Below are 22,857 nucleotides of genomic sequence, written 5' to 3' on the forward strand. Positions count from 1 at the left end.
GCTATTTCGGTATTTTACTCAAATTGTCGCAGCTTTCAGCAGCACTTATGTGGTGCAGTGAGAAACCCTCATCAAAACCCATGGTTTTGAAAGCCACACCCTTCCCGCCCCCTCGCCAAGCCACCGCGCGGAGGTCAGAACACATTACTTGGCAAAGCTTCCGTCGACGATGATCACTCTTCTGGAAAGACCGGATCCAGAATGAAGGGCCCGCCCTGGTAGACGGCCGTCGCATGATTAACGGCCGGGCGAGGCACCGTGGCGTCGATTTCGCTGCGAAAACGCTCGGCATTGTCCTTCGGGCGCCAGCCGAGATAGGAGACGTGGGAATTGTCCCACCAGCGGCTGTCATTGTCCGAGCAGCCCCAGATCACAGGGCAGCCGAGGCGCGGCACCCGAAAGATGCACTGGATCATCGACAGGAAATCGTCGTAGCTCATCCAGGTGGAGAGCATGCGATGGTTCTTCGGCTTCTCCATGCAGCTGCCGATGCGAACCAGCGCCGTTTCCTGACCGAATTTTTCGAAGTACATGCGGGCCAGCGCTTCACCGAAACATTTCGACACGCCATAGAGTCCGTCCGGCCGGAAGGGCATCTCATGGTCAAGATATTCATCCTGACGGTAAAAGCCGATCGTGTGGTTCGAACTGGCAAAGAGAATGCGCGGCATGCCGTTCGCCCGGGCGGCCTCATAGAGATTGTGCAGGCCGAGGATGTTCGCGGACATGATCCTGGAGAACTTGTCCTCCACCGAAATGCCGCCAAGATGAATGATGCCGTCACAGCCTTCGACCAGCCGGTCGACTGCGGCGCGATCGGCAAGGTCGCATTGCATGACGTCTTCATGCGCTGCCCCTGCCCCCAGTTCGGCGATATCCGAGACCCGGATGACCTCCGCCAGACCCTTCAACCGGCTGCGCATCGCACTGCCAAGTCCTCCGGCCGCTCCCGTCAGCAACAGACGCTTCATCCGAACTCCTCCTCAAGATCTCGTCAACTTGTCATACAGGCAACGGATATCCAGTCAAGGGGATGGGTTGAATGCCAGCAGCCATTGCAAACCTGACAGACGAGCTTATGAATATCCGCTTGAACAAGACCGGCAAGGGGGCGACATGGCGCAGCAGGGCAAGATCGAGGCGGGATCGGGGACGCTGACCCAAAGGCTCGGTGACAACTTGCGAAAGGCAATCGCTGCGGGACAGTTTCCGCCCGGCAGCAAGCTGCCGAGCGAAGCACAGCTTTCGGAAGCCCATGGCGTTTCCCGCACCGTCGTGCGCGAGGCGATTGCTGCGCTCAGGGCAGACCGACTGGTCGAAGCGCGCCAGGGAGCAGGCGTATTTGTGCTGCAGCCCGTCGAGGCGCCTCCACCACCGCTGCGCCTCGGAACCATCGATCCGGCCCGAGTATCCTCGATGATCGAGCTTCTTGAGCTGCGGACCGCCGTCGAAGTGGAAGCTGCAGGGCTTGCGGCGTTGCGTCGGTCACCGGCGCAGGAAGAAGTCATTCACGAGCGGCATTTTGCCGTCATGGCCTGTCTTGAGGCCGGTCAGTCGACAACCGAGGCCGACTTTGCTCTGCATCTTGCCATTGCCGAGGCCACCAACAATCCGCGTTTTCGGGAATTCCTGGCGATGATCGGCCGCAATGTCATTCCCCGTGCCGCTTTACGAGATGAAGACAGAGAGGATGACCAGACGGCCTATCTCCGGCTCATAGACGCCGAGCACAGCGAGATCGTTGACGCGATTTCAGCCGGTGACGAGGAGCGCGCCCGCGAGGCGATGCGCCGCCATCTGCGCGGTAGCCAGAGCCGCTACAGGGCGCTTTTGCGCGAGCAACGCCAGCCTGTACGATAACAATTGACAGATTTTGCCGCGACATGTATGACAACTTGGTTCGCATGACCAAGGAGGATTAAGATCATGACGCCGCAAGACATCAAGACCGCGCTCGGCGCCGGGCTGCTTTCCTTTCCGGTCACGCATTTTGATGACGAAGGCCGTTTCGCGGCTGCCAGCTACCAGGAGCATGTTGGCTGGCTCTCCGGCTTCGACGCCCCGGTGCTCTTCGCCGCCGGCGGAACCGGCGAGTTTTTCTCGCTGACGCCGGCCGAAATCCCGACAATCGTCAAGGCTGCCAAAGAGGCCGCCGGTGACACGGCCATTGTTTCCGGCTGCGGCTACGGAACCGATATTGCCGTCGAAATCGCCCGCTCGGTTGAGAAAGCAGGCGCCGACGGTATCCTGCTTCTGCCGCATTACCTGATCGATGCCCCGCAGGAAGGCATGTACCAGCATGTAAAGCGCATCTGCCAGTCGATCGGTATTGGCGTCATGGTCTATAACCGTGACAACTCGGTGCTCAGCGTCGAAACACTACAGCGCCTGTGCGACGAATGCCCCAACCTCGTCGGCTTCAAGGACGGCACGGGTGATATCGGCCTTGTGCGACAGATTACTGCCACCATGGGCGACCGCCTGACCTATCTCGGCGGCATGCCGACGGCCGAACTCTTTGCTGAAGCCTATCTCGGTGCCGGATTCACCACGTATTCCTCCGCCGTGTTCAACTTCGTGCCGGGTCTTGCCGTCGAGTTCTATCAGGCGCTGCGCGCCGGAAACCGCAGCCGCTGCGAAGAGATCCTCAAGGACTTCTTCTATCCGTTCATGGCGATCCGCAGCCGTCGCAAGGGTTACGCCGTTTCAGCCGTCAAGGCCGGTGTACGCTTGCAGGGCTTTGCCGCTGGCAAGGTCCGTCCGCCGCTCGACGACCTGACGCGCGAGGAAGAAGAGATGATGGCGCAGCTCATCGACCGCTGGAAGCGTTGATATGAAGATTGTCGACGTCCGCACCCATCTGCTTGAACACAAGCTCGCCGTTCCATTCCAGAGCGCTTCGATGCGCTTTGACCGGCGGGCACATGTTCTGGTGGAGATCGAGTGTGACAATGGTCTGATTGGCTGGGGGGAATGCCTCGGCCCCGCCCGGCCCAACGCGGCAGTCGTTGCCGCCTACCGCAACTGGCTGATTGGTATGAACCCGCTCGAGACCGAAAAGGTCTGGGCGGTTCTTTACAATGCGCTCCGAGACCAGGGACAGCGTGGTCTGACCCTGACCGCCCTTTCTGGCATCGATATCGCGCTTTGGGACATCAAGGGCAAGCATTTCGGTGCGCCTGTGTCGATCCTGCTCGGCGGCCGTTTCCGCGATAGCGTCCGGGCCTATGCGACGGGCAGCTTCAAGCGTGACGGTGTCGACCGGGTCGCGGATAATGCAACCGACATCGCGCTCTATCGCGCGCAAGGCTTTCACGCCTCGAAGATCAAAGTTGGCTTCGGTGTCGAGGAAGATCTCCGCGTGATCAAGGCAGCCCGTGAGGCTGCCGGCCCCGACATGCGGCTGATGGCCGACGGCAATCACGGCTACGGCGTGCTTGAAGCAATCGAATTTGGCCGCCGCGCTGCCGACTACGGTCTGGACTGGTTCGAGGAACCGGTCGTGCCCGAGCAACTTGCAGCCTATCGCGAAGTCCGGGCTAAACAGCCGATCCCTGTTGCGGGTGGCGAGACCTGGCATAGTCGCTGGGGCATGAAGGAGCCGATAGAGACCCGCTGCGTCGACATTGTCCAGCCGGATCTGGCGGGCGTCGGCGGATTTACCGAGGCAAAGCGCGTCGCCGATCTCGCGGCCCTTCACGGCGTGCGTGTCGTTCCGCACGTCTGGGGCACGGCCGTCCACATCGCCGCTGCCCTGCAGTTCATCGCGGCCATGGTGCCGGACCCTGTCAGGGTCAATCCGATCGAGCCGATCCTCGAATTCGATCGCACCGATAATCCCTTCCGTCAGGCCGTGGTCACGCGCCCGCTCGAACATGAAAACGGCGTGGTCGCCATTCCCAATGGTCCGGGGCTCGGCATCGACATCAATCGCGATGCGCTGTCTGAATTCAGGATGAGGGACGAGCCATGAGCCTGCATCGTCCTACAAGCGGCTACAAGCCGGCGGTCCGCTTGCCAAAGGGCGCAATCGATACCCAGATGCATGCCTATCTGCCGGGTTATCCGGCGATCGAAGGCGGCCCGCCCCTTCCTGTCGGCGATCTGCCGACGCCGGAACAGTATCGTCGCTTCATGCAATGGATCGGCATCGACCGGGTGATCGTTACCCAAGGCAATGCGCATCAGTTTGACAATACCAATCTTCTCGCCTGCCTGCACGACTTCGGCGACATCGCCTGGGGCATCGCCGCTGTCGATAGACAGACGAGCGAAGAGGAACTGGATGCACTGTCTGCCGCCCGCGTCGTCGGTGCCCGCGTCATGGATCTTCCGGGTGGCGCAGCCGGCCTAGACAAGCTTGAGGAGATCGACGCGATCGCTCAAAGCCGCGGCTGGATGGTCGCAGTCCAGTTCGACGGCAGCAATATTCTTGAGCATGAAGAGAAGCTGTCCGCGATCCGCTCGCGTTGGGTTCTCGATCATCACGGCAAGTTCTTCTGTGGCGTGACGCCGGATAGCCCTCAGGTGGCTGCCGCCAAACGGCTGATCGACCGTGGAAATTGCTGGTTCAAATTCGCTGGAGCCTACGAGTCGTCAAAGACCGGTGGGCCAGATTTCGCCGATGTCGCCGCTGTTGCCCGCAGCCTTGCCGCCCATGCGCCCGAAAGGATCGTCTGGGGCAGCAACTGGCCGCACAATCTGGCCCGCAGCCAGGCGGATTATCCGGACGACGCTGCACTCACGGACACCGTATTGAGCTGGTTTTCGGGCGAGGAGGCCCGACACCTCGCGCTCATCGACAATCCGGAAGAACTGTTCGGTCTGAAGGCTGGAGGCAAGCTCTAGCCGACCGGTCAAAACCGCGGGAACGGGAGGTTCCGGCGGCACAACAAGGAGGAGGAAGGCAATGAAGAAAACTGCACTGTTCGGGCTCGCAATGAGCCTGTCGCTGGCCGGAGGCGCCGCGTTTGCCCAGGAAATCACCCTGCGTTCGGCCGACATTCACCCGGATGGCTATCCGACCGTCGACGCGGTGAAGTTCATGGGTGAGCTTGTCTCGCAAAAGACGAATGGCCGCATCACCATTCAGGTGATGAACAACGCCACGCTCGGCACCGAAAAGGACACCATCGAGCAGACCCGTTTCGGCGTGATCGACATGAACCGCGTCAACAGCGCGCCCTTCAACAATCTCGTGCCGGAAACCGTCGTCTTCGGTCTGCCCTTCCTGTTCCGGGACACCGATCACATGCACAAGGTTGTCGATGGTGAGATTGGCGATGAAGTACTTGCTGCCTTCGAACCTCATGGTCTGGTTGGGCTCGCATTCTACGATTCCGGCGCGCGCTCCTTCTATTCGACCAAAAAGCCGATCGAAAAACTGGCAGACCTCTCTGGCATGAAGGTTCGCGTCCAGCAGTCGGATCTGTGGATCGCGATGATGGAAGCCTTTGGTGCCAACCCAACCCCGATGCCTTTTGGCGAAGTCTACTCCTCGCTGGAAACAGGCGTCGTCGATGCCGCCGAGAACAACTGGCCCTCTTATGAATCCTCGCGCCACTTCGAAGTCGCGAAGAATTACACGCTCACCGAACACTCGCTGACGCCGGAAATCCTCGCCATCTCGAAGATCACCTGGGACAAGCTGACGCCGGAAGACCAGAAGGTCCTCCGCGAAGCCGCCAAGGAATCGGTCGGCAAGATGCGCGAACTCTGGCAGGCCCGCGAGAAAGCATCGGAAGAGAAAATCCGCGCTTCTGGGGCTAACATCATCAAGGTCGACAAGGCCGAGTTCTCCGCCGCCATGCAGCCAGTCTACGACAAGTTCATCACCGATCCGAAGATGAAGGAACTGGTCGAGCGTGTCCGCGCCGTCAAATGACCTGACGGGCCGACCGCATGTCGATTGCGGCCGGCCCGTTTCGCCGGTGTTTGAATTTCGGAGGTTCCATGTTGCCCTTTCTGCGCGCGATACGGCCGGCGCTCGAGCGTCTCAGCCAGTTTTGTCTCTATCTGTCGGCAACCGGCCTGGTCGTCATGACCTTGATCATCGGTTGGCAGATCTTCGGCCGCTATGTGCTCAATGATACGCCGAGCTGGTCCGAACCGCTGTCCCTGCAATTGATGGCCTGGTTCATCCTGCTGGGATCAGCCGTCGGTGTTCGCGAAAGTGTGCATCTCGGTCTTGATTTCATCCGGCATGGTGCATCGGAGCCGATCCAGAAGCTGATGGATCTCACCAGTCTCGGCCTGATTGTCCTGTTCGGTGCAGCCATGAGCTATTACGGCGTGCTGCTTGCTGCGGGCACTTGGACGGCCACGATACCTGTTCTCGGGTGGCCTGGCGGCATGGATTTCGTGCCTCTTGTCGTCGGTGGCGCCGTCATTGCGATCTTCGCCCTGGAACGGTTCGTCAACGTAGCACTCGGCGAAGAAGCTGCAGCCTCTATCGTAGTTCAGGAGGCAGCGTGATGGCCTATACCATTCTCTTCGGCAGCTTCACCCTCCTCATGATGATCGGCATGCCGATCGCTTTCTGCCTCGGCATCTCCTCGCTTGCCACGGTGATCTATCTCGGTCTGCCGCCAATCGTCGTCTTCCAGCAGATGAATTCGGGGATGAACGTCTTCGCGATGATGGCGATCCCCTTCTTTATCTTTGCTGGTGACCTGATGGTGCGCGGCGGCATCGCGACGCGACTCATTCGGTTTGCGGCCGGTCTCGTCGGTCACCTTCGCGGTGGCCTCGGTCAGGTCAATATCGTCGCCTCCACCTTCTTCGGCGGCATTTCCGGCTCGGCCGTGGCCGATGCCTCCGCCGTCGGTGGCCTGATGATCCCGCAGATGGCAGCCCGTGGCTACGATCGGGGTTATGCGGTCAATGTCACCGTCAATGCCGCGATCATCGCCCTCCTCATTCCGCCGTCGCACAATATGATCCTTTATTCGATCGCGGCCGGCGGTAATGTCTCGGTTGCCGATCTCTTCACCGCCGGCATCATTCCCGGCATGCTTCTGGCTGCGGCACTGATGGTGACCGCTTATATCGTCGCCGTCCGGCGCGGCTATCCCTCGGAGCCCTTTCCCGGCTTCGCCAAGGTCGGCTATTACCTGCTCGCGGCCCTCCCCGGCATCCTGTTGATCGGTATCATCTTCGGTGGCGTTCGTTCGGGTATATTCACGGCCACGGAAAGCTCCTGCATTGCCGTTCTCTATGCCCTCCTCGTTGCACTCTTCGTCTATCGCGAGCTCAATTGGGAAGGTTTCCTGGAGGCCGTGCTTGGTGCGGTGCGCACAACGGCGATGGTGCTCCTGGTCATCGGCACCGCCGCCGCCTTCGGCTGGCTGATGGCTTTTCTTCAGGTCCAGCAATTGCTGGTCGCAGCCATCTCCGCCGTCTCCGACAATCCCATCATCGTTCTCCTGATGATCAACGTCATCCTGCTGATCCTCGGCACCTTCATGGACATGGCACCGATGGTGATCATCTCCACGCCGATCTTTCTCCCGGTCGTCAAGGCGTTCGGCATCGACCCTGTGCATTTCGGCGTGATCATGATCTTGAATGCCGGGATCGGCCTCAATACGCCGCCGGTCGGCACGGTTCTCTTCGTCGGTTGCGCAGTTGGCAAAATCACCATCCGAGAAGCGATGAAGACGATCTGGCCCTTCTTCGGCGCCAGTATCGCCGTTCTGATGGCCGTGACCTTCATTCCCGGTCTTTCCCTCTGGCTCCCCAGTCTGTTCAAGTAGCCACAAAGGGCACATACAATCATCAGACACGAAAGAAAGGCGGCTTACGGGTCGCCTTTTTGCATGTATCGCCAAGCAGGTTGCAAAGACCAAGCTCTCACTTTGGTCAAAAGCTCCATCAGACTGATAGATTTTCGACGTTTCGGGCAAACACAGCCCTGCTTAGACTGAGCCGTAGATCCCTCCTGCAACCGGTGGACCATGACAGCGCCAGCGCCTTCAGAAAAAGCTCTCGTTCCCTTCGTCAGCGTCGAAAACATGATGCGGCTCGTGCACCATATCGGGCTCGAAACCCTGCTTTGCGAACTGACCGATGTCATAGAGGCTGATTTCCGGCGCTGGGCTCTCTTCGACAAGACGCCTCGGGTTGCTTCCCATTCCCGCGAAGGCGTGATTGAGCTGATGCCAACCTCAGATGGCGAAATCTACTCGTTCAAATATGTGAACGGCCACCCCAAGAACATGGCCCACGGTCTGCAGACCGTCACAGCCTTTGGTCTGCTTGCCGAAGTGTCGACCGGATATCCGGTTCTCCTCACCGAAATGACGCTACTGACGGCGCTGCGAACGGCAGCAACCTCCGCCATGGCCGCCCGCCACCTGGCGCCTGAGGGCTCCACCACCATGGCGATGATCGGAAACGGTGCCCAGGCAGAGTTCCAGGCGATCGCAATGAAGGCGGTACTCGGCATCACCACGGTGCGCCTTTTCGATATAGACCGCCGGGCCAGTGAAAAGACCAAACGGAACCTTGAGGGACGAGGCCTTGACGTCGTGATCTGCGACAATGCCCAGGCCGCGATCGAAGGCGCCCAGATCATCACAACATGCACGGCCGACAAGCAGTATGCGACGATCCTGACCGACAACATGGTCGGCGCCGGCGTGCACATCAATGCCATCGGTGGTGATTGTCCCGGAAAGACCGAGCTGCATCCGGATATCCTGCGCCGCGCCTCGACCTTTGTCGAATATCCGCCGCAGACAAGGATCGAAGGGGAAATCCAGCAGATGGAGCCGGATTATCCGGTGACCGAACTCTGGCAAGTTGTAAACGGGGAAGCCACTGGCCGATCCGGCCAGACGCAGATCACGCTGTTCGACAGCGTCGGTTTCGCCATCGAAGATTTTTCCGCCTTGCGCTTTGTCCGCGAACGGATCCGCGGCACAAAACTCTTCCAGGAGATCGACCTGATCGCCGATCCCGACGACCCACGCGATCTCTTTGGCATGTTGCAGCGCTCACTGGATTGAGCGCATCGCCCCGGCTTCAAGAGCCCAGCACCTCTTCCGCGTCGTCTCGCGACATGTCCAGCACGCGTCGGATCAGGTCGAAACCATAACCCTGCCGCGCAAACGACGCCATTTCGCGGTTCACCTGTTTTTCATCGGCAGGAACCCGTCGAAATGGTCCGAACGCCTTCTTGCGGGCATAGACCACCGCCGGCCGCAGATCATCCTGTTCGGCGAGGATCTCCGTGATGATTACCGCCTCTACCCCCTTTTCCGAAAGCTTGCGGGCAACCGCACGTTTCGACTTACCGCCACGGGCCGCCGAGCCCGCGCGGATCTCGGCATAGGCACGATCATCCAGCGCGCTCATCGACCGCCCAAAGGCGATTGCCGCCTCTGCCAGAGCCGCTATCTGCGCCTCCGTGATGTCCTCGAACTTGCTCTTTGCCTTGCGACGAATAGCGTCCGCCAATTCTTTCTCAGTCATCATCCGGCGCGCCAGCCGATAGGCCGCTGAATTCCGCACCCATGTCAGCATCCGGGCTGTCGGTACCTCATCGGAGGTGGGAATATCGTCCATGTCCGTCTTTTTCATCCAGCCAATCGCAGCGTCATCGTTCTTGAAATCGTTGACAGCCGTCAACGCCGGTAAACATCCATCTCAATCCTTGTGGCGTTCGAGCGCCTGCAACATTGCCAGAATACTGAAGGCCGAGCGCTCTGCCTTGCGCGTCAGATCACGAAGATAACCGCCAGGCGACCGAATTTCTTCCGCACGTTCAAGCATCAAGGCAATCACGATCGCCGCCGCCTGTTCCCCCATCGCCTTCTTCGCCTTCGCCCAGGCATCCGGGGAGACCCCGAGCATGGAACGAACCAGATCCGCCGCATTCAGCAGATCCTGCCAGCCGCGCATTCCGCCCGGGCAATAGTCACCGATCTGCGGGCAAACCTTGCGCAATCGGTCGAGACTGACCGCCACCCGCCTTTCCTGGCGTTCCGCCCCCTCCTGCCTTGAGGTCTCGGCTTCCGCCTCTTTCTTTGACTCTTTGCCGCCTAATTCAAATGGTAGGTCTGTGTTTGAATTCTGATAGTGGCGCTCGCTGTGATGGTCATTGGCGCTCATTTCTTCTTCGGAAAGACTTGAAAGGTAAGCATTTTCCACCTCAAGGCGAAACGTTGCCAAGCGGTCGCGAAGTGTTCGGAGTGCGTCTGGCTGGGCCTTGCGCGGAAGCGCTGCGAAGGACATCGATTGAAATGTCAGAAGCATGCCTTCCCAATCGCCCGTACGGGCCTCTTCCAGGGCCGCCGTGATGATCTTCGATATGTCGCGCAGGTGCAGCGTCACCTCTGTGCGGAGCTGGCGCAGTGCCTTGGCTTCGGCACGCACAGTCTCAGCCAGCGCATGGATCTCCGTCGCTTTCAACGCAAGCGGTGCCAGATCAAAGCCAAAGGCCTCTTCCACGTCCCCATGATCGCCGCGCAGGCAGTAGCGTTTGCCATTGGCGCTGTCGCGACGGAAGAGCAAGCCGGCGTCAACCAAAGCTGCAAGATGACGGCGAATAGTGGCCGGCGCCATACCACGGGCGCGGATCGACAATTCGCGGTTCGAGGGGAACACGATGATCGGCTTGCTGCCGTCGAGCGTGCGTTCCGTGGTGAAACTCACAAGCGCTTCCAGAAGCCCGATTGCACGGTCACTCAGGTCGAAATGCTCGCGCGCCTCGGTAAGCGCCCGCAGCAGCTGCCACTTGTCGGCCGTGCCTGTGTCATTGCCGCCGTCGCCAGCGCGCAGTTTTCCCTGCCGTTCCGCGACCATGGTCTGACGGGCAAAAAGCCGCGCAGACATCCGGCCGCCGCCGAAAGGCGTCGTTCCCAGTCTCTCGATCATGATTTCCCCTTTTGAAGAGGCAAGAGGAGCCCTTGGAAACGCCTGTTCAGACGTACGAAATCACACTCGGATCGGCATCGGATGCCGCCGACTCTTGACTTTGACTGTCGGAAGTGATTCTCTCAGATTGCTACATAGGAGAGGGGCTTCCGGAACGTGACGTTTTGGGGGCCTTTTTTCTTGTCTCCGCGCTTCCTTTCCGTGGTTTCGCGTTGTCTGATGCCATCCGGGTTCATCCCTTGATCCCAATGGCAACCGGTCGAATCAGACGGCCGCCCTTCCGAGCGGCATCCTCATCTCAGTGTTTCGTCTTGACATGCGCGGCATAGGCGCTGCGCAAAAGCTCAGACAGCTGGTCCAAAAACGCCGGGTCAGCATCCTTGGCAAAATCGATTTTCACCGTGCGGCCCTGTCGCCTGTATTCAGCAAAGCTGCGGCCATCCTCGGCCGTCAGCCGGAGCGGCTCGTTGATTGTCCTGGCCGCTGCAACCGGCTGTGCCAGACGGCCAAACAACAGTTCGAAACGCCGGTCGCTGTCTGCAGTCCGAAAACTCTCCTGGGTGATCTCGTCGCTCGCCAGCTGCATGGCCGCCTTCGCGGACAGGAGTTCCACCATCTTCATCCAGCGATCGCGACCCGCTTTCGGGGCAGGGCCGATCGCACGAATGACCATGTCCGGCAGACCGTCCGCGACCTGGATCAGGCGAGACAGCTCAGACTTCTGCACCGCCAACGCATCGCCGATCAGCTTGCGGTCGAAACCGCGCGTCGCAAGCGTCTTGGCAAACAGCGCCCGTTCGATGAACGACAGATTGCGGCGTTCGGCATTTTCCTTGCCCTGGGCCACCACCAGTTCATCATCACTCAGCGTGCGCACCAGCGCCTTGACCTCCACGCCGAGCGCCTGAGCAGCGCGCAGACGACGGTGGCCATAGGCGACCTGGAAACGCCCTTCGTGCTCGGGATGCGGGCGGACGAGGATTGGGACCTGCTGTCCGCTTTCACGGATACTCTCGATCAGCTCGGCAAACTGCGGATCGTCCACATCGCCATTGCTGAGCCGATCCTGGACAAAGGATGCCTCGATACGCTCTGTCGACAGCGAAATGACCCGCTCGCCTTCCTCCAGGGCCTGGCGCAGCTGTCGCGCTTCCTCGGCTTCGCGGGCGATGGACGACAGCGACAGACCCATGGCTTTCACGGCGCCTGACGCCGCGCGCGCCGGACCATTTGCAGGCTCGGCCGGGCGCTGATCGGGCTGGCTTTCACGAGAGCCAGCCTGCTCGCCGGCGACAGTCTCTGCCGGTTGCATCTTGGCTTCCGGCGCAAGCGGCGAGGAATCCCCGAACAACGCCTTGATGGAGTTCTTGCGGTCGCGTCCTGCCATCACGTGCGCCTCCATGCGGCGTGAATAAGCGCCTCGATCTCACCATTGACGGAATCGAGCGATTCCATCGCCCGGTCATACGTGCCGCGGGAAAAGTTCTCGCGGCCTACCTCGTAAAGCGTCTGCTTGGTCAGGCCCGCATCCGACACTGCCGTCGACTTCAACATCGGCGCAGTCAGAACACGGTTGCCGAACAGCGAACGCAGAAAACCGACGATTTGCGTCTGCGGACCATCATGCGGCTCGAAACGCGTCACCAGATACCGCAAGAAATCGAAATTCAGCTGGCCACCCGCCTCTCGCACCACGGAAAGAAGATCCGATGTCATGAACAGAAACTGGCTCATCGAGGCAACGTCGAGCATTTGCGGATGCACCGTCACGACAACCGATGTGGAGGCACACAGTGCCGACAGTGTGAGATAGCCAAGCTGTGGCGGGCAGTCGATAACGACCACGTCATAGTCGTCAGCCACAGAGGCGAGTGCCGCCTGGACGCGAGTAAAGAACAGCGAATGCGTGTCGCCCGCCTTGCGCTCGGACAGCGCCCGCGGTGTCGCGTGTTCGAATTCCTGCAGTTCGAGATTGCCGGGAACGAGATCGAGACCGTGGAAATAGGTCTTGCGGATGATCTCCTTCAGCGGCTTTGCCTCGCCGTCATACCGGATCGCGCCGTAAATCGTGTCATTGCCCTGCAGATCGAGTTCCGGCTGGTAACCGAAAAGCGCTGACAGCGATGCCTGCGGATCGAGATCGACGGCAAGGACGCGGTGTCCCGTCATCGCCAGATACTGGGCGAGATGCACCGACGATGTCGTCTTGCCGGAACCACCCTTGAAGTTGGTCACGGAAATGACCTGCAAATGCTCGCCGCGAGCCGGATCACGCCACTTCACATAGGACCGCGCCTTGGCGTCGTTCCCCTTGAGCCGCGCCTGCTCCGCCAGGAAATGGCGCAGCGCATCGATGTCTGAAAGCGAATAGTAGCGCCGCCCGCCGGCACCGACGTCAGGCTGCGGTCCCTCTCCCGCCAGAGACAGTTGCCGCAGGTAACCGTCGGATACACCGATCAAACGTGCGGCTTCGCCAGAGGTAAAGGAACGCAATGTCTTCTGGGCGGTCGGCGGGAAAAGCCGCTCGCGCATAGCCTTCAGCTGGGCAGAGAGCGCCTGGGCGTCTTCGGCAATCGTCTCGTCTGCTGGACGCAAGGGACCGATCTCCTCGATGGCTGCTCTGATCGATGGCTGACCCATCCTGAACTCCAAATTCTGGCCGGTATCGCTCAGATCAAACGCCTTCATGGCGCCAACTGATCGACACAGGCAAACTACACGCACCCTTCCTGATTCTCACCGCGATGAACATACGCAATGGTGCCGAATTAACAGGAAGGCTTCTCAGTAACGGCAAGAGGCACAATTTATGGCCAATCTCCGTAACAGCGTGTGGCACGACCCGATTCGGGTCAAGCGATTTTTCGTTAACAAAACCTTAACGCCGGGGTCGTTCAATATTAGGGATTGTCAGCCTATGCAGCATTCCGAGGTCCGGTACCGACGCGTGGGCGCACCATCCCTGCCGTTGCACCTGTGCAACAATGGGACAGGTTCAGTTCTCGGTCGAAAGATCGGCGGGGAGGACTTGCTCCGGCGCGGCGTCCGGGACCTCCTGATGGGTAAAGCCTTCCAGGTCCGAAAGCTCATTGGCATCCCGCCCGATCTCTACATTGCTTGCGCTGTAGAGCACACACAAGCGCGCATTTGACATCAGGGCATGCAAGTGGATGCGCTCATAACCATGCGAAGCGTCGACACCAAAGGTGATCAGTGCTGTGCGCACATCATGACCTGCCTCAACCGCTGAAGCCGCGTCCGAACGATAATAGCGGAATACATCCTTCTGCACCGGAACACCGTGGGCAAGACATAACTGATGCAGCTTCTTCGACAGGTGGTAATCAAAGGGTCCGGTCTGATCTGCCATGGCGAGCGTGACACCAAACTCGCGCGAATTCTGTCCCGGCGCGGTCGTGCCGTTGTCGATCGCTACCAGCGATGCAATCTCGGGCGTCAGTGCAGCCGAGGCTCCGACGCCCACTTCCTCGCCAATGGTGAAGAGCCAGTACGTGTCGACCGGCGTCTCGATGTTCTGCCGCTGCATCGCTTCAAGGGCCGCCAGCATGATCGCGACCCCCGCCTTGTCATCGAGATGGCGTGAGACGATGAAGCCGTTTTCAAGGAACTCGGGTTGTGGGTCGACCGCAACGATGTCCCCGACATCAATGCCAAGCTGGGTCAGATCATTGTGGTCGCGGCTAAGCGCATCGACTCGCAATTCGACATGGCGCCACCCCGTTGGCTGGCTGTCGACTTCGTCATTGAACGTATGCCCCGACGCCTTGAGCGGCAGGATGGTACCGCGGTAGGTGCCCTTGGCGGACAAGATTGACACGCGTGCGCCCTCGGCAAACCGCGCTGACCAATGGCCGATCGGCACGAGTTCCAGTCGTCCATTCTCCTTGAGCGCCTTTACCTGCGCGCCCAGCGTATCCAGATGAGAAACGATCCCCCGCGCCGGTCGCCGGGCCTTGCCACGTCGAAGCGCTCGTATCGCACCCCGCCGGGTCAGCTTCACCTCAAGCCCCAAACGTGCCAGCTCCTGCGCCGTATGCCGGACCGCCTCGTCTGTAAAACCGGTCGGGCTGGCGATCGCCAGAAGGGCCTGGAGCTGTCGCGTAAGGTAATCAGGGTCAATCGTCATGGCGTCGGTCATAACGGGTATGTCGAGCCCTGGTGCAGAAGGTCAAGTTTTTATGGGTCATTTTGGCCGGGGTGTCGGCGACAATTGAGCCAGACGTTTGGGCGGGGCGAACTCACCAGCGGGTCTTGATCCGCAAAAACCACACCGGCGACGAGACACACTGCCCGGCAGCAGCCACAAGGTTCTGGCGGTCCAGCACGATTTCCCGTATGCACGCAGAAATTGCCTGATCTGACCCGAAGCTGAGCTGATCCGAATGATTGTAAAGAGAGCCTGCGATATCGCGATTGCGATGATAGCGGGAATTATCCTCGCCATACCGATGGCCCTGATTGCCGCGATGGTACGGATCACATCCCAAGGACCCGCGCTCTACTGGTCGCAACGTGTTGGTCGCGAAAATCAGCTGTTCTGGATGCCCAAGTTTCGGACCATGCGGATAGACACCCCCGTCGTCGCCACGCATCTCCTTGTGGACCCGCAACGACACCTCACACCCATTGGAAGTTTCCTGCGCAAAACAAGCCTGGATGAGCTCCCACAACTCTGGTGTATCCTGAAAGGCGACATGAGTTTTGTCGGGCCTCGGCCTGCGCTCTTCAATCAAGAAGACCTGATCGCGGCGCGCACGGCTAAAGGCGTACATGTGCTGTTGCCGGGGCTGACGGGCTGGGCCCAAGTGAATGGCCGAGACGAACTTTCCATCCCCGAGAAGGTTGAACTGGATGCCGAGTACCTTCGCCGACAAAGCACTTTTTTTGATTTGCGCATTTTGGTCATGACAGCCATTAAGGTGGCTGGCTCTGCCAATGTCCAACATTAGCAAGTAAAGCCGCATGATCATGTTCGTTTCGGATTGGACCAACCAGCCCCTGGTCAAGCGTCTCAGGGAATGTGTGATAAGAATGCCTCGCTTCTGGAAGCGGGTTTTTCTGATTGCGCTCGACATCGCAAGCCTGATCTTCGCCCTTTGGGCAAGCTATGCCATACGACTGTCCGTCTGGACGCCAGAGGTCACTGGAGAACGACTGCTTCTGGCCGCATTCGCGCCCGTCGTCGCTATCCCTGTCTTCATCCGGCTGGGCCTCTACCGGTCGGTGATCCGCTACCTTCCGGAGGCAGCGATCTGGACCATTCTAAAGGCGATGCTGATTGCGACGATGAGCTGGGTCATCATCATCTTCCTTGTGGAGATGGCAGGCCAAGGCATCGTGCCGCGATCCGTTCCCTTCCTCTATTTCGTTTTAGGAACCTTGCTGATCGGTGGACTGCGCTTTGCCGCAAAATGGCTGCTGGTTTCCGGCACGGGCCTGCGTCGCAACGAAGAGCCGGTATTCATATACGGCGCGGGTCCCGCTGCAGCCCAACTCGGTCGCGCGCTGAGAGGCCATGGAAATCGCTACGTCATGGGCCTCATCGATGACGATCCGGCGAGCCAGGGTCGCGATATCGGCGGCTACCGCGTCTTTTCCTCGAGCGACCTGCCATTTCTGATCGAACGCTATGGCATCAAGGAAATCATCCTCAGCATGTCGGCGATCCCTGTGGCCAAGCGGCCGGCGGTACTGACGCGCCTCACGGAATTAGGCGTGAAGATACGAAGTCTTCCAGATATCTCCGATCTCGTCGACGGACGTTACATTGTAAGCCAGATTCGCGAAATCGAGATCGATGAATTGCTGGGGCGGTCTTGTGTCCCGGCCGATACGACCTTGCTCGACAAGGCGATCTCCGGCAAGGTCGTCATGGTCACAGGAGCCGGGGGCTCCATAGGCTCGGAACTCTGTCGCCTGATTGTCCGGCGAAAACCGAAGACGCTGATCCTTTTTGAAGCGAGCGAATACGCACTCTACAAAATCGAGCAGGAATTGCTGGCGGTCAGCCCTCAGCATATTGTCCCGGTCTTGGGTTCCGTGACCGATGCGAAAACCGTTGAGCGCGCCATTCGAACCCATGGCGTGGAGGTCTTGTATCACGCTGCGGCGCACAAGCATGTTCCACTGGTGGAAGCCAATATTCTGGAAGGCATTCGCAACAATGTCTTCGGTACATTGACTGTGGCCAAAATCGCTGCTGCCCAAAATGTCGAGAGTTTCGTGCTCATCTCATCCGACAAGGCAGTCCGGCCAACCAATGTCATGGGTGCAACAAAGCGTTGGGCGGAACTCGTTGTGCGCCAGATGGCAATCGAGGCTCAGACGAGGCCTGAAAAACAAGTCTTTTGCGCCGTCCGTTTCGGCAATGTCATCGGCTCGAACGGCTCGGTGGTGCCATTGTTCAAGCAGCAGATCGCCAAGGGTGGGCCCGTCACGGTGACAGATCCAGACATGACGCGCTATTTCATGGCGATCCCCGAGGCGGCCGAACTGATTGTCCAGGCGGGCGCCTTGTCTGTCGGGGGCGATGTCTTCCTGCTCGACATGGGCGATCCGGTGCGCATCGGCGATCTGGCGGAAAACATGATACGATTGGCCGGATTTCAGGTGCGCAACAGCAAATCGCCCGATAGCGGCATCGCCATCGAAGTGATCGGCAAGAGGCCGGGAGAAAAACTCTTCGAGGAACTCTTCTACGACCACAACAACTCCCGGCCGACCAGTCATCCGAAAATCATGCGCGCCGATGCGATGGCTGGCGCCAGTTGCGACATCGACGAGTGGTTGAGAGACCTAGAAGAGGCCGTCGAAGCAGAAGACGAAGCGCGGGCAAGGGATCTTCTGTTTGCTCTGATTTCGGCCGAGGATCCGCCAAAGCAGGTCGTTGAGCATGGCTGACCAATATGCCGGGACAAGCCTTCGATGGGTATGACACTTGTAACAGGTGCATCGGGGTTTGTGGGCTCACACCTCATGGCAGAGCTCGCACGGCGTGGCTTGGTCGTGCGAGGGGTCAGTCGAACACCAAGTCCGGATTTGGTGCCCGTGCCGTCCTACGGACCTCAGATGGATTGGCGCGCGCACCTGCGAGACATCGAGACTGTCGTGCATCTTGCAGCACGTGTCCACGTCATGCGCGAAACAGCCAAGGATCCCCTAGCACTCTTTCGCCAATCCAATGTCGGAGCGGCAGTCAATCTTGCTCGACAGGCAGCTGCGGCCGGCGTCAAACGCTTCGTGTTCGTCAGCTCCATCAAGGTGAATGGAGAGCGGACCGAGCCGGGCAAACCCTTCACCGCGGCGGATATGCCGAACCCTCAAGACCCCTATGGGTTCTCCAAGGCGGAAGCGGAAGCAGCCCTGATTGCGCTTGGACGCGAGACGGGCATGGAAATTACCATCGTCCGTCCGCCGCTCGTGTATGGTCCGGGCGTTCGGGGTAATTTTCGCACTCTCATGACATGGGCCAGAAGCGGCGCACCCTCGATATTCGCGGGAGTCAAGAACAAGCGATCTTTCATTGACGTGGCGAACCTTTGTGATCTCTTGATCACCACAACCACACATCCGATGGCCGCGAACAAAGTCCTTCTGGCGAGCGATGGACACGATCTTTCAACCCATGAACTCCTCTCGAACCTGATGGCTGCAAGCGGTCGTCCAGGATGGAGCCTGCCAATCCCTGTCTCTGTTCTGCAGATTCTCGGCACTGTCTCCGGCCGAAAAGCTGCAGTTCGACGCCTCACAGAAAACCTCCAGGTCGACATTGCATCGACTTGCCACTTGTTGGATTGGCACCCTGCAGAACCCAACCTGTCAATCCTGTTCGACGAGGCGGAACGATAACGCCCACGGCCGCATCCGCCCGTTGCTGTCAACGCTCAATGAGAAGATCTCCGATCCTCGTAGGACGCCCTCCTCCACCATCCGCTCCTTCTCGGAGGGATTAGCCACCAGACGCAGGTCGCGACCATCGTGGAGCGGCCAGGAGACGACGAGCACATCGTTTTTCAAACTGAAGCGCGCGGCCGGCGCATCCATCAGGCCGATCAGGGGCACGACCAGACGCAGTCGCCGATCAAGGAGGTCCCGGTAGAAAGACACCCAGGCCTCGTTTGCCGACTGGCCCGGCGTGAACCAGTCCAGCTTGCCAATGTTGAAGGTGTCGTCCGACGTCGGATCAAGCATGTTTTCCGCCTCGAAACCCGGCTTGCCGATGAGTTCCTCCTTTCGGCCCTCCTTCACCTGCCGGTTAAGCTCCGCATGGAAATCGGAGAAATAAGGGAAAGGTCGGCGCGAGCGCCATTCCTCGCCCATGAACAGCATCGGCACCTGCGGCGCCAGGAGATAGAGTGCGACGGCAAAGCGCAGGGCCTGGGGTTCGAGGTCCGCCATGATCCGGTCTCCGCGAGCGCGGTTGCCGATCTGGTCGTGGTTATGGATGAAGGAGATAAAGGCGGTTGGCGGCAGATGGGCGCTGGGGCTGCCACGGCGCTTGCCCTTGTGCGGCATGATCTCGCCCTGAAAGACAAACCCCTCGGCCAGCGCCTTGCCGAGTGTGGAGGCTCCGCCTTCGTAGTCGGCAAAATAGCCCGTGGTCTCGCCGGTGGTCAGGGCATGCAGGGCGTGATGAATATCGTCGTTCCATTGGGCCGTATAGGTTTTTGGCCTCCCCTCCACGTCACGCTCCAGAAGAGTCGCATCGTTGCGCTCGTTTTCGACGATGAGGTGAACATGACGCCTCGGGAAAGCCTGCCGGATTCTTTGCGCCAATTCGTCGAGGAAATGTACCGGACTATCATCATGGATAGCATGCACTGCATCGAACCGCAGGCCATCGAAACGGTAGTCACCAAGCCAGTAAAGGGCATTTTCAATCAGGTATTGCCGAACGAAATGATTGCCTTCGTCATCAAGGTTGATGCCGTCGCCCCAGGGTGAACTGTGCTTGTCGGTGAACAGGGGCGCGTGTGCCGGCAAGTAGTTTCCGTCAGGGCCAAAGTGGTTGTAGACGACGTCGAGAAACACCGAGATCCCGCGCAAATGCGCTTCGTCGATCAACCGCATCAGGTCTTCCGGGCGACCATAGCTGCAATCCGGCGCATAGGGGAGCACACCGTCATAGCCCCAGTTCCACCGACCGGGAAACTCGTTGATCGGCATCAGCTGGATTGCGGTGATCCCGAGGCTTTCGAGGTGATCGAGCTTGTCCAGCATACCGAGAAAGGTGCCTTTTTCTGAAAAGGCGCCGACATGCAATTCGTAGATGACGGTTTCCTCCCAGGGGCGTCCGCTCCAAGCTTCCGCTTTCCAATCGAACCGACCAAGATCGACGACCTCGCTCGGACCGTGCACATCCTCCGGCTGGTAACGGGAGGCTGGGTCCGGAACGGCAAGACCGTCCGCCAGACGAAAGCGATAGCGGCAACCGGGTTTTGCCCCTTCCAGATGCACGCGGTGCCAACCCTCCCTGTCACCCTCCATGAGAACGGGATCCAAACCCTCGCATTCGAGATGAACCTGGGGGCTCAGCGGCGCCCAGATTTTAAAGAGAATGCCGGTGTCGGTAATGCTTGGGCCAAATAAGTGTGATGTCAAAGCCATGCCTCTGCGCTCGGGAAGAACGCCGGGCTAACCGGTTCGCGCAGAAAAAGTTTCCTCGCCTCACCGCAAAGTTGCGCAGCTAACCCTGTTTGCAGTCACAGGATCAGGATCGCCCTGATATCATTGACATTGGTCAGTGTCGGACCGGTCACCACGAGATCACCGATGGCAGCGAAGGCTGTGTAGCTATCGTGATGGCTGAGTGCCATGCGCGGATCGATCCCCGCTGCCCGCATGCGGGCAAGGGTATCAGGCGTAACAATCGCACCCGCTGAATCCTCTACACCGTCAATGCCGTCGCTGTCGCCCGCGAGCGCAAAGATCCCGTCCCGACCTTTCAACGCAAGGGCCAATGACAGCAGGAACTCACTGTTGCGACCACCCTTGCCGAACGGGCCCTTGCCCATGGTAACCGTCGTTTCGCCGCCAGACAAAAGCACGGCCGGGGCCGAAACCGGCAGACCATGCAAGCATGCGGAGGTCGCAATGCCTGCCATAAGCGTGCCAGCTTCCCTCGCTTCACCTTCCAGCGCATCCCCGAGGATGAGAGGTGTGAAACCGAGGCTTCGGGCCGTCTTGGCCGCCGCCTCCAGCGCTTGTCGTGGCGATGCGATGATGCGGAGCTCGGCATTCGCTGCCGTCTTCGGCGTTTCCTCGCCGGAATCAATCACGGCCCGCGCGGCAGCAGGAAGATCAAGTTCATAGCGCGCTATGATTTCTCTGACATCCGCGATCGTGGTTGGATCGGGCACGGTCGGACCCGAAGCGATCTCAGACGGATCATCGCCCGGAACATCCGAGATCATCAACGAAACGATCCGGGCGGGATACGCGGCCTCAGCCAGCCGTCCGCCCTTGATCAGCGACAAGTGCTTGCGAACAGCATTCATCTCCGCAATCGTGGCCCCGCTCGAAAGAAGAGCCCGATTGACTGCACGCTTGTCATCCAGCGCCATGGCGCCTGCCGGCGCGACCATCAGCGCCGACCCACCACCGGATATCAGTGCGATAACCAGGTCATCAGGCCCGAGACCCGACACCGCCTCCAGGATCCGCGACGCAGCTTTTGCACTGTTTTCGTCCGGGACGGGATGTGCGGCTTCGATGATCTCAATCTGTCCTGCCGACACGGCATGGTCGTAACGCGTCACCACAACGCCCGACAGCGCGACATCCGGCCAGGCATCAACCAGCGCGGCAGCCATGGCAGCGGATGCCTTTCCGGCACCGACGACGACACAGCGGCCCTTTGGCTTTTCCGGCAGATGTTGCTCCAGAACGCGGTGCGGATCCGCACTCCCTACGGCAGCATCGAAGATCGCCCGTAGCGCATTCCGCGCCCCCTGTTCTGTCCAGCCATCCGTCTGCAACACGCATCCCCGCCTTTGCCAACCACCCATAGCCTAACGACCGGCGCTGATCCTGCAAGGGCAGGATACTCAAACAAAAAACCACGGCCCCATGGGGACCGTGGTTGCAGCCGTCAGCCAATCATACGCCGTGTCGGACGATCACATCGCCGGCATGACGGTGATCGACTTGATCGGCATATCGACGCCCGCAATGGTGCCGGCCTTCGTGGCGGCACCCGTTTCGAGATTGACGGTGTATAGTGCGTTGTCGGCGACCAGCCATGCGGTGTTCTTGCCCTCGCCCGTTGCCTGGATGTCGAAGGCATAGGTCTTCGCCATCGTCTCGATGCCAAGCTTGCCGATCGCCTTCAGCGTGCCGTCATTCGGCTTGGTCTGCTGGATAAGCGCCCCGATCGTAGCGTCGATGTTGTACATCGCAGTCTTTTCCGGCTTGCCAGTTGAGTTGGTATAAGCGGCCGCAACGATGTTCGGCATCTCGCCCTTGTGCATGTCGCCCTCTTCGAAGGCGAGGCTGCCGTCGACGGTCACTGCGCCTGTGTCCGGATGGACGCGGTGATTGGTCGTGCCGGTCATAAAACGCAGGCGGTCCGCAGCCGGATTGAAGTTGACCACAACCGGCGCGTCACCGATCGTCAGCGGAATGTCCATCTTGGCGACTTCGGTTGCGGCACCCGTCTTTGCGTCGATGCGGACAATCACGCTGCCGGCGGTGACGCCGACGATGCTCTTATCGGCCGGGCGGAGGTCGAGGCCCACGAGACGATCAACACCGGTGATCTCAACGCTGGTTGCTGCGTCCGGCTTGTCTGTGTCGAACATCACGAGGGTCTTGTCACCGGCCAGTCCCAGAACCTGGGCAGCCTGTGCGCCAGTTGCGGCAAGCATGGTGGCGGCGAGCAGTGTAGAGATGCGGATAGCGGTCATGATGGTCTCCCGAATGAATGAGCGGGGACACCGGATCGGTGCCTCCTGACAACCA

20 protein-coding genes are annotated in these 22,857 nt (G+C 59.7%); 11 read left to right on the plus strand and 9 right to left on the minus strand.

What is annotated here, in order from left to right; genetic code table 11:
- Positions 1 to 173: 173 nt before the first annotated feature.
- Positions 174 to 971: an NAD-dependent epimerase/dehydratase family protein gene (locus tag ACSV9I_RS15310; protein WP_438329735.1), complete on the minus strand. Its 798-nt coding sequence runs from the start codon at positions 969 to 971 to the stop codon at positions 174 to 176.
- 145 nt (positions 972 to 1,116) lie between these two features.
- Between ACSV9I_RS15310 and ACSV9I_RS15315 the strand changes: the two genes are divergently transcribed.
- From ACSV9I_RS15315 to ACSV9I_RS15350, 8 genes are all read left to right on the plus strand, one after another.
- On the plus strand, positions 1,117 to 1,860 hold the full coding sequence (locus ACSV9I_RS15315) for a FadR/GntR family transcriptional regulator (RefSeq protein ID WP_438329737.1): 744 nt from the start codon (positions 1,117 to 1,119) through the stop codon (positions 1,858 to 1,860).
- Between the two features lie 66 nt (positions 1,861 to 1,926).
- Positions 1,927 to 2,832, plus strand: a complete 906-nt coding sequence (kdgD, locus tag ACSV9I_RS15320; RefSeq protein ID WP_438329739.1) for a 5-dehydro-4-deoxyglucarate dehydratase — start codon at positions 1,927 to 1,929, stop codon at positions 2,830 to 2,832.
- A gap of 1 nt (position 2,833) precedes the next feature.
- Positions 2,834 to 3,973, plus strand: a complete 1,140-nt coding sequence (locus ACSV9I_RS15325) for a mandelate racemase/muconate lactonizing enzyme family protein (protein ID WP_438329741.1) — start codon at positions 2,834 to 2,836, stop codon at positions 3,971 to 3,973.
- Positions 3,970 to 4,848, plus strand: a complete 879-nt coding sequence (locus ACSV9I_RS15330; protein ID WP_438329743.1) for an amidohydrolase family protein — start codon at positions 3,970 to 3,972, stop codon at positions 4,846 to 4,848. The genes ACSV9I_RS15325 and ACSV9I_RS15330 overlap by 4 nt, the downstream gene beginning before the upstream one ends.
- 61 nt (positions 4,849 to 4,909) lie before the next feature.
- The gene (locus ACSV9I_RS15335) at positions 4,910 to 5,884 is read left to right on the plus strand and encodes a TRAP transporter substrate-binding protein (protein ID WP_438329746.1); all 975 of its coding nucleotides are present in this window, start codon (positions 4,910 to 4,912) and stop codon (positions 5,882 to 5,884) included.
- Between the two features lie 68 nt (positions 5,885 to 5,952).
- The gene (locus tag ACSV9I_RS15340) at positions 5,953 to 6,474 is read left to right on the plus strand and encodes a TRAP transporter small permease (protein WP_054160304.1); all 522 of its coding nucleotides are present in this window, start codon (positions 5,953 to 5,955) and stop codon (positions 6,472 to 6,474) included.
- The gene (locus tag ACSV9I_RS15345) at positions 6,474 to 7,754 is read left to right on the plus strand and encodes a TRAP transporter large permease (RefSeq protein ID WP_054160303.1); all 1,281 of its coding nucleotides are present in this window, start codon (positions 6,474 to 6,476) and stop codon (positions 7,752 to 7,754) included. The genes ACSV9I_RS15340 and ACSV9I_RS15345 overlap by 1 nt, the downstream gene beginning before the upstream one ends.
- A 201-nt stretch (positions 7,755 to 7,955) precedes the next feature.
- Positions 7,956 to 9,008 (plus strand): ornithine cyclodeaminase, encoded by a 1,053-nt coding sequence (locus tag ACSV9I_RS15350; protein WP_438329747.1) that lies wholly within the window; start codon positions 7,956 to 7,958, stop codon positions 9,006 to 9,008.
- Between the two features lie 16 nt (positions 9,009 to 9,024).
- On the opposite strand, the gene ACSV9I_RS15355 is transcribed toward ACSV9I_RS15350, so the two are convergent.
- The 5 genes from ACSV9I_RS15355 to ACSV9I_RS15375 all read right to left on the minus strand — a co-directional run bounded on the left by ACSV9I_RS15355 (position 9,025) and on the right by ACSV9I_RS15375 (position 15,037).
- Positions 9,025 to 9,567 carry a regulatory protein RecX gene (locus ACSV9I_RS15355; protein WP_438330009.1) on the minus strand — a complete coding sequence of 181 codons (543 nt, stop codon included), beginning with the start codon at positions 9,565 to 9,567 and terminating at the stop codon, positions 9,025 to 9,027.
- An 81-nt stretch (positions 9,568 to 9,648) separates the two neighbouring features.
- Positions 9,649 to 10,878 (minus strand): plasmid replication protein RepC, encoded by a 1,230-nt coding sequence (repC, locus tag ACSV9I_RS15360; protein ID WP_438329748.1) that lies wholly within the window; start codon positions 10,876 to 10,878, stop codon positions 9,649 to 9,651.
- Positions 10,879 to 11,176: 298 nt separating this feature from the next.
- Entirely contained in the window at positions 11,177 to 12,265 is a 1,089-nt protein-coding gene (repB, locus tag ACSV9I_RS15365; protein ID WP_438329749.1) for a plasmid partitioning protein RepB, read from the minus strand.
- Positions 12,265 to 13,518: a plasmid partitioning protein RepA gene (gene repA / locus ACSV9I_RS15370; RefSeq protein WP_438329750.1), complete on the minus strand. Its 1,254-nt coding sequence runs from the start codon at positions 13,516 to 13,518 to the stop codon at positions 12,265 to 12,267. The genes repB and repA overlap by 1 nt, the downstream gene beginning before the upstream one ends.
- 355 nt (positions 13,519 to 13,873) lie before the next feature.
- Positions 13,874 to 15,037 (minus strand): osmoprotectant NAGGN system M42 family peptidase, encoded by a 1,164-nt coding sequence (locus ACSV9I_RS15375; RefSeq protein WP_438329751.1) that lies wholly within the window; start codon positions 15,035 to 15,037, stop codon positions 13,874 to 13,876.
- Positions 15,038 to 15,281: 244 nt separating this feature from the next.
- Here ACSV9I_RS15375 and ACSV9I_RS15380 point away from each other — a divergent pair, with 244 nt between their 5' ends.
- The 3 genes from ACSV9I_RS15380 to ACSV9I_RS15390 all read left to right on the plus strand — a co-directional run bounded on the left by ACSV9I_RS15380 (position 15,282) and on the right by ACSV9I_RS15390 (position 18,747).
- A complete protein-coding gene (locus ACSV9I_RS15380; protein WP_438329752.1) occupies positions 15,282 to 15,848 on the plus strand; it encodes a sugar transferase in 567 nt (188 codons plus the stop codon).
- A gap of 82 nt (positions 15,849 to 15,930) precedes the next feature.
- Entirely contained in the window at positions 15,931 to 17,799 is a 1,869-nt protein-coding gene (locus tag ACSV9I_RS15385; RefSeq protein WP_438329753.1) for a polysaccharide biosynthesis protein, read from the plus strand.
- A 30-nt stretch (positions 17,800 to 17,829) separates the two neighbouring features.
- The gene (locus tag ACSV9I_RS15390; RefSeq protein WP_438330010.1) at positions 17,830 to 18,747 is read left to right on the plus strand and encodes an NAD-dependent epimerase/dehydratase family protein; all 918 of its coding nucleotides are present in this window, start codon (positions 17,830 to 17,832) and stop codon (positions 18,745 to 18,747) included.
- On the opposite strand, the gene treZ is transcribed toward ACSV9I_RS15390, so the two are convergent.
- The 3 genes from treZ to ACSV9I_RS15405 all read right to left on the minus strand — a co-directional run bounded on the left by treZ (position 18,718) and on the right by ACSV9I_RS15405 (position 22,802).
- Entirely contained in the window at positions 18,718 to 20,505 is a 1,788-nt protein-coding gene (gene treZ / locus ACSV9I_RS15395; RefSeq protein ID WP_438329754.1) for a malto-oligosyltrehalose trehalohydrolase, read from the minus strand. The two genes, ACSV9I_RS15390 and treZ, sit on opposite strands and share 30 nt — an antisense overlap.
- A 95-nt stretch (positions 20,506 to 20,600) precedes the next feature.
- Positions 20,601 to 21,878, minus strand: a complete 1,278-nt coding sequence (locus ACSV9I_RS15400) for a glycerate kinase type-2 family protein (RefSeq protein WP_438329755.1) — start codon at positions 21,876 to 21,878, stop codon at positions 20,601 to 20,603.
- A 138-nt stretch (positions 21,879 to 22,016) separates the two neighbouring features.
- Positions 22,017 to 22,802 (minus strand): DUF4394 domain-containing protein, encoded by a 786-nt coding sequence (locus ACSV9I_RS15405; RefSeq protein WP_438329756.1) that lies wholly within the window; start codon positions 22,800 to 22,802, stop codon positions 22,017 to 22,019.
- Between the last annotated feature and the right edge of the window lie 55 nt (positions 22,803 to 22,857).

The sequence above is a fragment of the Rhizobium sp. G187 genome (assembly GCF_051549525.1).
Lineage (GTDB): Bacteria > Pseudomonadota > Alphaproteobacteria > Rhizobiales > Rhizobiaceae > Allorhizobium.